Source organism: Denitrobaculum tricleocarpae (assembly GCF_007004665.1).
GTDB lineage: Bacteria > Pseudomonadota > Alphaproteobacteria > Kiloniellales > Kiloniellaceae > Denitrobaculum > Denitrobaculum tricleocarpae.
Genome location: NZ_ML660077.1, coordinates 1 through 13,276, shown reverse-complemented (window position 1 = coordinate 13,276; position 13,276 = coordinate 1). Strand labels below are relative to the sequence as shown.

At 57.7% G+C, this 13,276-nt stretch carries 12 protein-coding genes and 3 pseudogenes; 6 read left to right on the top strand and 9 right to left on the bottom strand.

Features of this window, described 5'->3' with window-relative positions; translation table 11 throughout:
* Window positions 1-127: pseudogene (locus FKG95_RS29405) on the top strand (IS481 family transposase); the annotation flags it as partial.
* Between the two features lie 50 nt (window positions 128-177).
* Here the strand turns inward: FKG95_RS29405 and FKG95_RS29400 are convergent.
* On the bottom strand, window positions 178-1,581 hold the full coding sequence (locus tag FKG95_RS29400; RefSeq protein ID WP_142900040.1) for a DUF3179 domain-containing (seleno)protein: 1,404 nt from the start codon (window positions 1,579-1,581) through the stop codon (window positions 178-180).
* Window positions 1,582-2,017: 436 nt separating this feature from the next.
* On the opposite strand from FKG95_RS29400, the gene FKG95_RS29395 reads away from it, so the two are divergent.
* Window positions 2,018-2,638 carry a carboxymuconolactone decarboxylase family protein gene (locus FKG95_RS29395; RefSeq protein WP_218940416.1) on the top strand — a complete coding sequence of 207 codons (621 nt, stop codon included), beginning with the start codon at window positions 2,018-2,020 and terminating at the stop codon, window positions 2,636-2,638.
* A 48-nt stretch (window positions 2,639-2,686) separates the two neighbouring features.
* On the opposite strand, the gene FKG95_RS29390 is transcribed toward FKG95_RS29395, so the two are convergent.
* Entirely contained in the window at window positions 2,687-3,310 is a 624-nt protein-coding gene (locus FKG95_RS29390) for a TetR/AcrR family transcriptional regulator (protein ID WP_142900039.1), read from the bottom strand.
* Window positions 3,311-3,386: 76 nt separating this feature from the next.
* On the opposite strand from FKG95_RS29390, the gene FKG95_RS29385 reads away from it, so the two are divergent.
* Entirely contained in the window at window positions 3,387-3,584 is a 198-nt protein-coding gene (locus FKG95_RS29385) for a hypothetical protein (RefSeq protein WP_142900038.1), read from the top strand.
* Window positions 3,585-3,897: 313 nt separating this feature from the next.
* Complete coding sequence (locus FKG95_RS29380) at window positions 3,898-4,269, top strand: VOC family protein (RefSeq protein WP_142900037.1); 372 nt, start codon at window positions 3,898-3,900, stop codon at window positions 4,267-4,269.
* Window positions 4,270-4,301: 32 nt separating this feature from the next.
* Here the strand turns inward: FKG95_RS29380 and FKG95_RS29375 are convergent, their stop codons facing one another.
* Together FKG95_RS29375 and FKG95_RS29370 are read right to left on the bottom strand one after the other, a co-directional pair.
* Window positions 4,302-4,934 (bottom strand): LysE family translocator, encoded by a 633-nt coding sequence (locus FKG95_RS29375; RefSeq protein WP_142900036.1) that lies wholly within the window; start codon window positions 4,932-4,934, stop codon window positions 4,302-4,304.
* 102 nt (window positions 4,935-5,036) lie between these two features.
* Window positions 5,037-5,771 (bottom strand): aldolase, encoded by a 735-nt coding sequence (locus FKG95_RS29370; RefSeq protein WP_142900035.1) that lies wholly within the window; start codon window positions 5,769-5,771, stop codon window positions 5,037-5,039.
* Window positions 5,772-6,044: 273 nt separating this feature from the next.
* On the opposite strand from FKG95_RS29370, the gene FKG95_RS29365 reads away from it, so the two are divergent.
* Entirely contained in the window at window positions 6,045-6,530 is a 486-nt protein-coding gene (locus tag FKG95_RS29365) for a GNAT family N-acetyltransferase (RefSeq protein WP_142900034.1), read from the top strand.
* A gap of 85 nt (window positions 6,531-6,615) precedes the next feature.
* Here the strand turns inward: FKG95_RS29365 and FKG95_RS29360 are convergent.
* Both FKG95_RS29360 and FKG95_RS29355 read right to left on the bottom strand, forming a co-directional pair.
* Window positions 6,616-6,924 (bottom strand): annotated as a pseudogene (locus tag FKG95_RS29360) (transposase); the annotation flags it as partial.
* Complete coding sequence (locus tag FKG95_RS29355) at window positions 6,909-7,772, bottom strand: LysR family transcriptional regulator (RefSeq protein WP_179954341.1); 864 nt, start codon at window positions 7,770-7,772, stop codon at window positions 6,909-6,911. The gene FKG95_RS29355 and the pseudogene FKG95_RS29360, both read right to left, overlap by 16 nt.
* A 127-nt stretch (window positions 7,773-7,899) precedes the next feature.
* Here FKG95_RS29355 and FKG95_RS29350 point away from each other — a divergent pair, with 127 nt between their 5' ends.
* The gene (locus FKG95_RS29350) at window positions 7,900-9,306 is read left to right on the top strand and encodes an MFS transporter (protein WP_179954340.1); all 1,407 of its coding nucleotides are present in this window, start codon (window positions 7,900-7,902) and stop codon (window positions 9,304-9,306) included.
* An 89-nt stretch (window positions 9,307-9,395) separates the two neighbouring features.
* Here the strand turns inward: FKG95_RS29350 and FKG95_RS29345 are convergent, their stop codons facing one another.
* The 3 genes and pseudogenes from FKG95_RS29345 to FKG95_RS29335 form a co-directional block, all read right to left on the bottom strand.
* Window positions 9,396-11,624 (bottom strand): S8 family peptidase, encoded by a 2,229-nt coding sequence (locus FKG95_RS29345; RefSeq protein ID WP_218940414.1) that lies wholly within the window; start codon window positions 11,622-11,624, stop codon window positions 9,396-9,398.
* Between the two features lie 119 nt (window positions 11,625-11,743).
* Window positions 11,744-12,730 carry an AAA family ATPase gene (locus tag FKG95_RS29340; RefSeq protein WP_142900031.1) on the bottom strand — a complete coding sequence of 329 codons (987 nt, stop codon included), beginning with the start codon at window positions 12,728-12,730 and terminating at the stop codon, window positions 11,744-11,746.
* Between the two features lie 433 nt (window positions 12,731-13,163).
* Window positions 13,164-13,276 (bottom strand): annotated as a pseudogene (locus tag FKG95_RS29335) (IS5/IS1182 family transposase); the annotation flags it as partial.

Sequence of the window (13,276 nt, the reverse complement as noted above, 5' to 3'; positions counted from 1 at the left end):
CTTCGCAAAGCGGCTCAAAACCCTCAAAGGCCTCACACCATACGAATACATCTGCAAGCTCTGGACTGAACAAACCGAGCGGTTCACACTCGATCCTATCCACCACATGCCGGGACTAAACACCTAGAGCGGGTTGGGGCCTTTAACCCTTGCACCTGCGCGCCGGAGGGCGCCGCGTTACTGCGGCCAGAGAGCCGTTCCGGGATGGAACTGCGACCAGGCGAACCAGAAGGCCTGATGGCTGCCGAGATCGGAACCGTCGGCGTCCACGGCCTTTATGCCACCGGCAGCCAGCTCCAGGCGGACGTTTTCGTAAGAGATCTCATCGCCGTTTTTCAAGGCCACGAATGCCGTACTGCGCTGAAAGGCCACCGGCTTGCCGGACGCCGTGATCACGCCGATAATATCCTCGTGAACCGGTAAGCGCGGATCGACATCGCCGACCGGAAAGATCGGGCCGTTGGCATCTCGGCCGTTGCGAAAGTCGGGATCGCGGCCCAGCGCGTAGCGCTCGAGCAGCACCGTTGTCTCAGGGTGCGCTTTCTTCCAGGTCCCCCAGTCGGTGGTCACCACAGAGGCTTGCTTCAGCTGCAGGTTCCGCTTCGCGAGCGGCCCCGTCACCGCCTTGCCCAGAAAGGTATCGAACACCGAAGAACTGGTGATGTCGTACATCACCTTGTTGGAGCGGATCAGCAGTCCTGAAGTGCGCAGGACGGGCCGGTCAACGCCCTCGGGCAGTTGGTCGGTGTAGTAGGCCTGGGCCGCGCCGCACAGAGTGCAGTAGGGAATGCCGAGGTCCCGTCCGCCGAGGGTGTCGTTCACCATCTCGCGCACCTCCATGATGCGCCGCGGATAAGCCCGGGCTTCGCCGTTCACCACAATACCGAAGACGATATCCTCGTCTTCCAGCCAGGTCGCGTCCTCTGCGCTGCTGACCTCGGGATTGTCCGCCGCGGGAATGCAATTGCAGAGTTCGTCCGTCGTGTCATATGCGCGATCATCGATCAGCACGCCGCCCCAGGATACGAGTCTCCAGTCGATGTCGCCCTCGACAAAGATATCGTCCCAACCGGGCACGACATTGGTAAAGATAGCCCGCTTCGCCTGCAGATAATCAGGAGGCGCCGGAATATCCCATGCAATGAGATGGTCGGTGACCGGCCCCCAGAAGTCTCGGCCCTGGAAGTCTTTACCCAGCAGCTTGGAAGCAGCGGTTGCGAGTTCCAGATGCAGGTCCCGATCCGACACGAAACGCATCAGATCGCTGACGATCCAGGCAAGCCGCGGATCTTTCGACTCCGAGATTTCGTTCAGAGCTATGGTCTGATCTCTCCCCCAGGCCGATTGCGCGATGGAGTCGATAAAGGCCACCTGCACGGCGGACTGCAAGGCCTCGGAGAGCGGACCTTCCGGCACAGCCGGAGGTTCGCCGAATTCCTTGATCACATAGTCTGGGAGCGGCGCCGCTTCCCGGGCCTGCGCCATTGCCGGGGTCTGCAGGGCGGCCGACCAGGACAGAGCGAGCGCGACCAGCGACGCAAACAAGAAGACGCGGGAGTGAGAAGCGGTTGCCGATGCCATTGAGGAACCTTTCGCGTGCCTGTTCAGTCTTCAGCGCACAAGCCGCCAAAACGTCCGCCTGTGCCACCCGCCGCGCGGAGTTCAAGTCGAGAACGTTCAACGAGAAACAACGCGCGGCAGGTAATCGTAGACTTGCCCTCAATTCTCTGTGCCGCCAATCACGATGACATCAAAATTCGGTGCGCTTAAAAGATGGAACTGCTCGGGAAAACAGAAGAACCTGTCGTTACTTACGATCGCTCCAAAAGGCCAGGAGCGGCTCTTCGCCGCAGTTCCAGCGGACGATAGCTATGGACAATCCAATCGGAATCGGTTGATTTGATTGCATGATTGTATCGCTGACAGTCTCAAAGGCGGCGCCTCCGGTGTCAAAGGCCCGCCAGCTCTTGGGCCTTCATCACAACAGCGAATGCTCTTTCCCAGAAGCTGCCATTCTTTGACTTGGACCGAACATCAGATGTGGATCAAACCAAAAACCGAGCGTAGCTACCCCTGGTATCTACGGCCCTTCTTTTGGAACCAGCGGCGGAAGTACGGAAACGTTCTCGATGCGGCTCTTCTCTGGGCGCGCTCACCGAAACTCTTTCTGGGCGTCGCCTTCCTCTATGGAATGATCGACCGACGGTCGTCGCAGATAAGCCCGGAGTTGCGGTCGCTTCTGACGGTAAGGGTTTCACAGATCAACCACTGTCCCTTTTGCGTCGACATCAATTCGGCGACCTTGATGAAGAGGGGCGCCTCTCTCGACAAGGTGGCGGCCCTGGCGGCGTGGCGCGAGAGCGAACTCTATGATGACAAAGAACGGGACGCTCTCGACTATGCCGAGGCAATGACGCGATCCGACCGCGAAATTGACGGAGATCTCATGCGTCGACTCAACAGCCACTTTGACGACGATCAAATCGTCGAGCTCACCGGGCTGATCGCATTTCAGAACATGTCCAGCAAGTTCAACAGCGCCCTGGCCGTACCGCCGCAGGGTTTTTGCCAGATCCCGCAATCTGGAGACGAATCCCCCAAGCCCGCGCAGGACGGCGCTAGAGCAGATCCGGTTTAGATGGAAACGCCTCCGGCGATCCATCGCAGCGGTGACTCCGCTCTGGCACTACGATCCGGTCTGATCGGGTACGGCGATCCCGCACAGCAAGTGGTTGAGCATGAACGTGACCCGCTCCGCCTGCGGAATTCCAGCAAAGGGCCCGGCAGCCTCGCCGAGCTGAATCTGCGCCATTGCCAAGCCATGCAGCAGCATCCAAACGGTTATCGTCAGCCGCTGTGGATCGTCGCTGATCAAGTGTTTCTCCGCGATCGCCGCTCCCACTTCCCGCTGGAGGATTTGCAGCGCTTCGCTTCCTTTGGGCGACAGTCGGCGTTCCATCCCCGGCGTAGCGTTCCGGAACATGACCAGCATGTGCTGGCGGTTCTCCATCGCGAAGCGCACATAGGCCTCACAGCCCGCCATAAGCCGCTCTTTCCAGTGCGAGTTCCGTGAAATAGCGGCTTCGACTTTTGCGCTGAGCAGCTCGAAACCATGGTCGGACACGGCAACCCACAAGGCCTCTTTGTCGGCGAAATGCATGTAGGGGGCGTTGTGGCTGACATCGATAGACTGCGCCAGTTTTCTCAAGCTAACGGACTCAAGCGGCTGGGTGCGCAGCGCGTTTACCGCTGCTTCCACCAGCCGTGGCCGCACGTCCCCCCGGTGATAGGATTTCTTCCCGCTGACCATATATTGACAATGCCCATATTAAGTGTATATTGACAGTATCAATATACACGGCAGATCGACAAGGGAAGCGTTTGTTATGATGATGCGGAAAGTCTTACGCTACGGTCACCTTTCCATTGCCACTCTCATCGCGGTGTACATCTACAGCCCGACGCTGAATGACAACGCGACCTATGAAGCATGGATCAAGTTCGGTGTGGTGCCGCTGGTCGTGATCAGCGGGCTCGCGATGTGGCAGCAAGGTCGGATCAAGCGCTGGTTGCGACGCGGCTAGAGCGGGTCATGTTTTAACGGAAACACTTCGTGGTTTCGCTAAAACATGTGAATCCGCTCTCAATCCTGTAGCTGCAGCAGCTTCGGGTTGACCGCCTGCTCCGGGCCGCGGCAGGCCCAAATGGCGGGGCCGAGACCGGAGCCGAGATCGGAGCCGAGCGCGGGGCAGAGAGCGGGACAAAGATCCGGGACGCCACTGGGAAAATGATCCTTGCGCAGATCAACTGACAACAGGCTGGCAGGTGGGGTGTGCGAACCTGGCAGAGCTAACCGCTCCGGGAAACCCAATCACCTCAGGAAAAAAGGACCCCCATATGCCCGATACGCCGTTCAACACTGCCGTCTGGTTCGAAATACCGGCAAGCGACCTCGACGCCTCCAAGGCCTTTTACGAGACGGCTCTCAAGATCACCATGACACGCGACGATAACGGCCCGAATCCGATGGTGATGTTCAGTTCCATGGAAGACAGCGGTGTCTCCGGTCACCTCTATCCGGGAAAGCCCGCAGATGCCGGCGGCGGCAACACCATCCACCTCGCCGTGAAGGACAAACTCGAGGACGCCATGGAGAGAGTGCCGGGCGCCGGAGGCAAGGTCGTCTCGGACATCATTCCGATCCCCGCGGGCCGTTTCGTCTATTGCGAAGACCCCGACGGTAACTCCATCGGCCTGTTCGGAAACTAGCTTGGGACCATCGAGGAACAGGAGTCCTCAACCTAGCGTTGCCCATCGAAAATGAGTCTTGCTGCGAGCCCACCAAATACAGCGCCAAGGAAGTAGCGTGACCACCTCGCAAAGACTCGTCCGTTTGAAAGCAGCAGGCTCATGCTTCCCGCCAGCCATATCACCACGCCGTGTACGCCCAACCCGACAACCTGGAGGATGATCGCCAGCACTATGATCTGAACCGCGACAGAACCATTCGCCGGATCCAGGAACTGGGGGAACAGGGCGAGATAAAAAAGCGCTACTTTTGGATTCAGAATGTTCGAAATGAGCCCTTGTTTGAAGATCACGAGCAGTGACATTTGCTTACCGCCAGGCGACTTGACAGAGAAGCTGTTCGTTGCAGTGAAGGCCTGCCAGGCGAGGTACAAGAGATAGGCCGCGCCCAGATATCTGACCAGGTCGTAGGCGTAGGGCACCGCCAGGAAGAGTTGGGACAGCCCGAGCGCCATGATAATCGCATGAAATGCCGACCCGGCTGCGACTCCGAAATGCGTAACCAATCCAGCCGTTCGGCCTTGAGCGGCACTTCTTGCCGCGACCAGGATCATATCAGGACCCGGTGTGGCACAGAGTGCTAAGCTCGCTGTGCTGAAGAGAACAAGGGTTTGAAGATCCAACATAGATGTCTTCCAGGTGAGAATGCGGACAGAGGGAGAAGACGGGGAATCTGGGCTGCTAGCGGATTTGAGATGCCGCAATCAACCTGATTTCTGCGCGTCCGGTCAGTTGCGCCAGCTGGGATCGTCGCGGTCCAGCATTCGTTTAATCGCATCGAAATGCGCCTGAACTTGGGTCGTATCGCTTTCTTCAAGGATCTGGCGCGCGGTCTGCTCCGCCACCTGCCGTGGGATCTCTCTGAAGGGCTTGCCGTGCATCTTGGCCAGTGTCTGCACCTGCGCGGCGCGTTCCAGGTAATAGAGGTCGTCAAAGGCCTTAGCCATAGTTGGTGCGGTCACGACAACGCCGTGATGGCCTAGGAACGCGATTGGCTTCTCAGCCATCGCATCAGCGATCCGATCGCCTTCCTGATGATCCAGCGCCAGCCCGCCATAGCCATCGTCGTAGGCGATGCGGTCGTAAAAACGCAGCGCGCCCTGCTCAACCATCTCCAAGCGGCCATCCTCGACGATGGTCAAGGAAGTTGCGTATGGCATGTGGGTATGGAGCACCGCTTTGGCGGCTGGTCGCCCGGCATGGATCGGCGCATGGATGAAGTACGCCGTAGGCTCGACCGTATGTTCGCCGTCCAGCACCCGGCCGTCGCGATGGCAGAGCACCATGTCCGAGGCTTTCAGCTCCGACCAGTGAAACCCCTGCGGATTCACCAGAAACTCCTGCCCATCGTCTGAGACGGCGAGGGAGAAATGGTTGCAGATGCCTTCACTCAGTCCCAGTTTGTCGGCATAGCGCAGCGCGGCGGCCAAATCTTCGCGCGCTTCTCGCAGATCGCTTCTCATAAAACTGTATTTCCCACATGGTCTCCCGTCCTGACCTTATGACGTGCACAGAGACGCTTTCAAGCATTTTGCATCTCCTTTGAAGGATGCCTGTCGCTTGCCGTAAATGCCATGTCCCGCCTAGAGCGAATTGCGTTTTTCTTGAATCATCGCATCTCAAAATTTGCGTTCAAGATCAGCAATTTGCTGATCGAGGGGCAACGAATTTCGAGTCTGATTAAATGCAAATTGCTTTAAAGCTGCCATTCATTTCGAACTTCACCAACTACGGCAGTGCGGGATGAAGCTGACATTGAAAATGGCGCAAGTTATCATCGCAGCGTTGCCGGTTTTGTGGAGGCTGCCTTGGAGATCAGGAAAGCGATTACGCCAGATGAAATCGCCCGTGCAGTCACAATAGATGAAGCTCTCCTTGGGTCGAATGACAGAGCTGACTACATCACGTCAGTGGCTGAAAAGGGTGGCTTGAGCGTGGCCGCCTTGCGTGGTGAAGTCCAAGCCTTCTGCTGCCTTGATCACGGTTACTTCTTTGGGAAGGCCTTCATTTCTCTACTCATCGTCTCTCGCGATGCAAGAAGACTTGGCCTGGGGGCGGGCTTGCTTTTGCATAACGCAAGCGCGCACCCAGAGGTCTGGACGTCCACCAACCAGTCAAACTCCGCTATGCGCAAGCTGCTCGACAAGGCGGGGTGGCGATACTGTGGTGAACTAAGCGGCCTTGACGAAGGCGATCCTGAGCGGTTCTACAGGACTGCTTGAAAGGCGCTTTGAGCTAATTCCGTTGAAAAAGCCTTTGGCTCAAGTGTCGGGCGCTTGACCTCGAGACTAGATGTGTAGGTTTCTCTCACGCTGGTTTGGGTGTTTTCAGCAACGGGAACAGCTTTGCGCGCTTTTGGAGGTTCTGGGCAGTTGCGGCGAGGAGGAATTCGTCGTTTGCGCCACAGGGGCCACGTAGTCTCAGCCTGCCGAGACCGAGAATGCGCTTGAGATGGGCAAGCAGCATCTCGACCTTCTTTCTCATCCGGCAGGAGATGACGTATTCCTCGGTCTTCGCGATATCGCGGGCCATCTGGCGCGCGGCTTCATGCTCCGAGCGCATGAGCCTGCGCGGCGCACCCCTCGGGCAGCATTGATCCTTCAAGTGGCAGGCTTCCAAGTAGCGGACTGCGCGTTTTCAAACAACTGCGCGACTTCGGCCTTCAGCCATTTCCGGAAACTTGCTGCGATTGGATCCCCAAGCATGTCCGGATGCTCGGAGACCCAGTAGTCGTCCCGTCCGTGCAGGGCGGTCCCTCCAACTCTCACCAGGTCGCCGCGCCTCAGAGCGTCCGCACAAAGCACATCGTCACCGATGGCGATACCCTGGCCGGCCATCGCTGCCCGGATTGCTAGCGCGCCGTTTCCCAACACGGTGCCCTGGTCGAAGCGAGTGATATTTTCCGCCTGCAGGAATGTATTCCACCAATAGCTGTCCACATCGTGGAGAAGCGGAAGTTCTTTGAGGGGATCGCTGGTGGTTTCGAGAAGGAATGGGCTGGCGACGGGAAAGACCCTAAACCCGCAGAGACGCTCGGCCGAAACCCGGCCCGGACGGGGGTGGCCGTAAGTGATCGACAGATCGCTTTGCGGCACATGCCGCCCCGGGACGGTGGGAAGGAATGTCACATCGGTTTCGGACAGTTGAGCGCACAGCCGGTCAAGCCTTGGCGTCACCACAAAGTCCAGAAATTCGTAGTCCACCTCGATTGTGATTGAGCGCCGGGACGACAGGGCAGTTGCGTCATCGAGGCCGGATTCGAGTAGTGCCAGCACGCGCTTGGCGACGGGAAGATAGGCTTGCCCGGCGGGGGTCACGCCGACCGACCGGTGTCCCCGGAAAAACAAACTGATGTTCAGGCGATCTTCGAGACTTGCCATCTGCTTGCTGACGGCTGCTTGCGTGACGTTCAAAGCCTCCGCCGCGCCGGCAAAGCTTGAACGCTCTGCTGCTTCGACGAACATCCGCAGCGCCGTTGGGGAAGGAAGTGCTTGCATGGTGCTACTTAACCAAATGGAAGTCAAAAGGCCAACAAATTCTCGCTGGACTTAGTTTTTGTTATCTCTAATTCATCGAGTGATGACGAGTGATATGAACGACATCCGTGACACACCGGGCGGCGGACCGGACCCTGCGCCCGATTGGCGCGAATTGCTCGCCCATGGCCGGGGATGGCGCATCACGGCTGTTCTCTGTGTCATTGTGGTACACGCTGGCGGAAATTACGCCGCCGTTACCCTCGCTCCGGCCATTGTCTCGGAGGTCGGCGGGGGAGAACTGATCGGTGCTCTGACCGCGCTCTTCAACATCACCACGGTTCTGGCCGCGGCGGCAACCGGCCCGCTGGCTGTCCGATACGGCACGAAATGGCTCTGGTGGATCATGACGGGGCTGGCCGTGTCTGGCGCGCTCATTTCAGCGTCGGCCGGGACAATGCCGGTGATCGCAGTAGGACGGGCAATAGCCGGTTTTGGTGGCGGCGGCCTGCTCGCGCTTGGTTTCGTTGCTCTGCGCTCTGACACGAGCGCGGCAGCTTTCCCTAAAATCTCGGCGATCTCCGGGGCCTTCTGGATTGGAGCAGCCTTTGCCGGTCCGATGATCGGCGGCATCTTTGCGGATTTCGTCGGCTGGCGTCCCGCTTTTGTCCTGCTTGGCGCGGGTATGCTGATTTATGGACTTTGCAATGCAGGCACCCTTGCCAGGCTTGAGACCGAGGGAGGCGCCGAACGCTTCCCGATACTGTCGTTCGCGGCCTTCGGCATCGGCATAGGTCTCATCAGCTTCGCTCCACAATACGACCGCTTTCTTGCTGGATTTGTTACGGCTGCCGGACTTCTCGCCTTGGCTACAGCGGTCTGGCGCGAGAGAGCGCATGCCCCTCGGATGTTTCCGCGGCGCGCCTTCCGGTTCAGGACGATGCAGGGGAGCGCGATTGCAGCGAAGACCGTCTTGGGAGCGAGCGCAATGAGCATCCTCGTCTTCGGGCCCCTGGTTCTGACTCAGGTTCATGGGCACAGTGCGACATTCGCCGGAGCCTTCGTTCTGATCGAAACCATAAGCTGGTCCGGCGCTTCATTCGCAATCGTGAGCATGCCTCGGGGGCGGCATTTGGCACTGGCCGGTCCGTTCGTGACGCTTGCCGGTTTGATCGGCTGCAGCCTCTTCCTTATCGACGGTCACTTGATCGGCGCAGCCCTATCCATTGCAGCCTGCGGTTTCGGTCTGGGTATGATCTGGCCGTTTCTAGGCGAACAGATGGTGGCAGGTGATCTTGATGGCGAGCAGACCAAAACGATGGCCATGGTCTCGAGCGTTGAGACCCTCGGGTTTGCCATCGGCGGCGCCCTCGTCGGCCTTGTGGGGGCATTCGTCGCCGGCGGCAGCATTGACGACAGTATGACGATTCTCGCGGCGGCGAGCGCAGGCATATACTTCTCGATGCCATTCGCGTTGCTGGGCGGGATCGCGGCAATTCAGGCGTTGCGGACGACGCCATGAAAAGGGAGAAGTGGAATTGCGCTTGAAAGCCCCCATTCGCTGAGACCGCGAGATCATCGCAGTGTTTCACATTAGCATTGAGATAAACTCTATAGGCGAAGGCGCACGCGCTCCTGTATCCGCGCGTAGAGTTGAACTTGGGCTTCGTGTTCTAATTCCACGACGATTGCATAGTTTTGCCTGACTTCCTGTTCAGCGGCCCAACCTCCAACACAGCGCACCACGAGATAGTAGTCTGTTCCATATTGTACGGTGTCTTGCGTGAATTTCACGCTTGAGGTTTGCAACGTGTTGCGGTCTCGGCGCATGGGACCTGGCTTTAATGCACAGTTGAACCGGCTTTGCATGTCAGGCGCGCCCGTAGCTTCTCCGATGTGGGAACGGAAATGCTCAAACACCTCGTCGATTTGGCATCCTCGGATCAGACGATAGTTCATGCGCGTCCCTGTATATTCTGCACGGGTCCGCTTCACAGGAGGATCGAACGCCAAGGACACACGGACCCAACGCCGCCCATTACCTTGGAATTCGGCAGGGATTGGCACCTGATAGACGGCGAACTGGTCCATACCGAGGCTGTCTTCGGCATAGAGAACCACCCGGTGGTCATCAGAAAACGCGGCCGCTGCTGGACTCACCAGACCATTGCCGAGGACCTGATCCTGCTCGGCCTCCGCCACGCCATTCAGTCGGCGCAACGCAGCCTCAGGCACACGTGCCGAACTCGCCATCAGAGCTTTGACCAAATTGGCAGATGCGTCAGGGTGACGTCGCAAGACCTGTGCCGCCTTGTTCGCGAGATGCGGGGCGGAGAACGAAGTTCCGGTTTTGCTGACAACCGCCTGCCGAAGGAAATCCGCATTGGTGGTCAGCACCCCGGCATTTGGCAGGGCGGGCGCGCGCTGCAAGCGTGCCGCCACGCCATCGAACACAAGTGTGCCGCCATAGTCCACAAAGTCGGGCTTCTTGATGCCTCCAGCGCCTGGTCCTGCTCGGGAAAACGGAGAGGGTTCATCGGGTTCAGTGATGGCTTGCGTATGCGCATCGAACAGGTGCTGTGGCCCGAGACCGTTTGAGTGAGCGATCGATCCGACAGTAAGCGCATTCACTGCCCCAGCTGGCTCGCATACACGATTGCCATTTTCGAGAAGGTATCCCGGATACTGGGTTATCGCCTGTTCGAGCCGTGTGCCGCCACGTGGGTCTCTGTTGCCTGCTGAGACAAAGATGAGGATGTCGAGCTCGCGCGCCAGCTCGTCCAGTGTCGCAGCCCATGGTCCGACGCGCCCGCGCTCAAAATTTGCCTTGATGTCTCCAAGCGACAGCACAAAGATCCTGCAATCGTAGTTGCGTCTAAGCCGTTCTATCGTGATGCGCATCTGCGTTGGCAGGGTACGTCGATCATAGAATTGCGCTTGGTCGGTGACGACCTTTGCCGAAATGATCCGCGCAGCTGGCTGAAGTTCAAGCCCATCGAGCTGGTTGCGGAGATCGCCAAACACGGCCACACCGGCAACTGCGGTTCCGTGACCATTCATGTCCGCGTCGCCGAGTTCTGCCGGAAAGGCTTCCCGCGCAACGATGGCGTCTACAAGCAGAGGATGGTCGTTCACACCTGTGTCGAGAACTGCAATAACTGGAAGATCGTCTGGCAGCGGCGCGACAGGCGGCACATCATCGATGGCATACTCCTCAGGCGGGTCAGTTGTTATGTCCGGCTCAGGTGGAAAGTCCACGAACGCCACCTGAGGAATTGCGAGAATTGGCCGGATAGTGCTTCCAAAGGTTTTAACTCGGATGATCGTAATTGATGGTCCGCTGTAGTGGTCGTACAGTTCGCCATCCTGGTCCTCAACCCATCTTATGATACGTTCGGCCAGCGTGCGCCGCGTAGCCTGAGGACCAAATTCCCAAAGCTCAATATCGACGACATATTCTGTGTCGTCTTGGAAGTCATCAACGTTGACAAACCCGTCTTCTCTCGCACGGACGCCAAGACGATCTCTCGGCTCAATCGTACCGACATCGCCGATCCGGTCGACGAACCCAGCATATCTGCGATTCTGCTGTTCGTCTGGGATAGGACCGTCATAGGCATCAAGTCGTGCGCGGAATTCCTCCAGGTCGTAAGTCGAGGCGAAGAGCACAAGGGTGTTATCGTCATCAGTGGATAGAACCGTGAGGCCAAGACCTTCCCAATCCTGCTCCATCGTGAGCCCGCTCATTTGAACGCGTAGAATGAGCGCAGGGTCTACGAAACGTGGGGGTCGTTGCTGCTCCCTTTGCTGCTGGATGGCGGCGTCAACTTCCTGCCGCACGCGAGCTCCATGCTCGCCGCCACGCCGCGGCGCTCCTGGCGCCCTCCCGGTCTTACGTCGTTCAAAATTCTGGGGAAGGCGCACCAAAGGCAAGTGTTGGTGTTGAGCCAAAGTTTATCTCACGGCTTACTGGTCAATTTGCGAATGCGCATTCTGCGTCGGTCGGCGTAGCGAATGGCATCACGGAAGTGCCTTTTGGAAATTGTTTTTCTGCGATCCAGAAGAGCTAGCTTCTTTGCCTGGTTGCAGATCTTCTCAAGCTCCGCATAGGAATAATCCATAGTGCCCTGCACCATATCTTCGATTTCGAAATCGAGTTTTGAGTTCTTAAGCGCGTTTGTGAGATACTTGCGCGTCATCGTTTCATCAGGGTGGTCGAACCACACAACTTCGTCGAAACGGCGCCAGAGCGCAGGGTCAAGCTGCCCGTCTAGATTGGTTGCAGCAATCAGGAAACCGCCTGGCTGAATCTGATCGATAAAGATGAGGAGCGAGTTGACCACGCGCCTTAGTTCGCTGTGGTCACTACCTTCCTCACGGGAACGAGCGATGGCATCGAATTCGTCGAAGAAAAGAATACACGGCTGCCTGCGTGCAAACTCGAATGTTTTTCGTATGTTTGTGGCTGTCTCGCCGAGGAATGAAGAGATTAGCCGGTCGAGCTTGACATGAAAGAACGGTAGGCCGAGTTGCCCAGCAAATATCTCGGCGCACAACGTCTTGCCTGTACCTGGCGGGCCGCAAAACAGCAGCTTCGATCGGACGGGGAGGCCGTGTCGCTTGATGAGATCGGATTTGCGGAATTCTTCAATCAGACCTTGGAAGAGGCTTAGGTTCTCAGCACTCAACTGAATGTCGTGGGGACTGTAGCGAGGCTCAACGCGCTGAATGAACTCGTTCGCTTCATCGGGAAACGAAACCAGCCTACTAAGGTTTTTTGGTTCTGGCGTGCTTGCAATCGTGTCGAGCGCCTTACGCAGGCCGCGCGCCAGGACCTTGTTGTTCTTCTTTTCCTCTTCAGAAATGATTTGCTCAACTATGGACCGGAACTCTTTGTCCCGCCCATAGTTGAGCAGCAGTTTCTTCATCAGTTCACCACGAGCCATGCGCATCCTCCGTTGACACGATTCTAGCGTGATTTTTTTTCTGGAACCACCAAAGATTGAGTTAATTCGGCGGATTTCAAAGGGTCACAAGAGTATTGAAAGATGTTCAAATCCAGCTAACGAATCGCGTCAAGCCATATAGTCCAAGTCAACCGAGTCGCCTTCGCTGTCGGAATGCCTGCTTTCGCTACGCATCCATGATACATTTGCAGCTTCGGCGAACGGGTGCTATCCGCCCGTTCCGGCCATCTAGTACACTGCAGCTAATTGCTCGTAAGGGCTCAAAGCAGTCCTTCGCCGCAGAGAGGATAAAGGGCTGCTGTGCGAGATCCTTAGGCGCGAAGACCGCTCCGGCTTGTGAAGTCTAAAGGCGCTGTGCCTGTCCGGTCTTCGGCATCACGGCATGAGCGCAAGGGCACCCTAGGGTCGGGACTCAATTGATCCACCAAGTGATGGAAGCGGCGAGGCATATGGCCGCGAGGAAGGTGTCGGCACGCTTGTCGTAGCGGGTCGCTATCCTCCTGAAATCCTTGAGCCTGCAGAACA

What these genes read in the sequence shown, in the direction of transcription:
- FKG95_RS29340 (WP_142900031.1), bottom strand. Translation starts at nt 12,730, where the DNA reads ATGGCTCGTGGTGAACTGATGAAGAAACTGCTGCTCAACTATGGGCGG.
- FKG95_RS29350 (WP_179954340.1), top strand. Translation starts at nt 7,900, where the DNA reads ATGAACGACATCCGTGACACACCGGGCGGCGGACCGGACCCTGCGCCC.
- FKG95_RS29370 (WP_142900035.1), bottom strand. Translation starts at nt 5,771, where the DNA reads ATGAGAAGCGATCTGCGAGAAGCGCGCGAAGATTTGGCCGCCGCGCTG.
- FKG95_RS29385 (WP_142900038.1), top strand. Translation starts at nt 3,387, where the DNA reads ATGATGATGCGGAAAGTCTTACGCTACGGTCACCTTTCCATTGCCACT.
- FKG95_RS29355 (WP_179954341.1), bottom strand. Translation starts at nt 7,772, where the DNA reads ATGTTCGTCGAAGCAGCAGAGCGTTCAAGCTTTGCCGGCGCGGCGGAG.
- FKG95_RS29390 (WP_142900039.1), bottom strand. Translation starts at nt 3,310, where the DNA reads ATGGTCAGCGGGAAGAAATCCTATCACCGGGGGGACGTGCGGCCACGG.
- FKG95_RS29380 (WP_142900037.1), top strand. Translation starts at nt 3,898, where the DNA reads ATGCCCGATACGCCGTTCAACACTGCCGTCTGGTTCGAAATACCGGCA.
- FKG95_RS29375 (WP_142900036.1), bottom strand. Translation starts at nt 4,934, where the DNA reads ATGTTGGATCTTCAAACCCTTGTTCTCTTCAGCACAGCGAGCTTAGCA.
- FKG95_RS29400 (WP_142900040.1), bottom strand. Translation starts at nt 1,581, where the DNA reads ATGGCATCGGCAACCGCTTCTCACTCCCGCGTCTTCTTGTTTGCGTCG.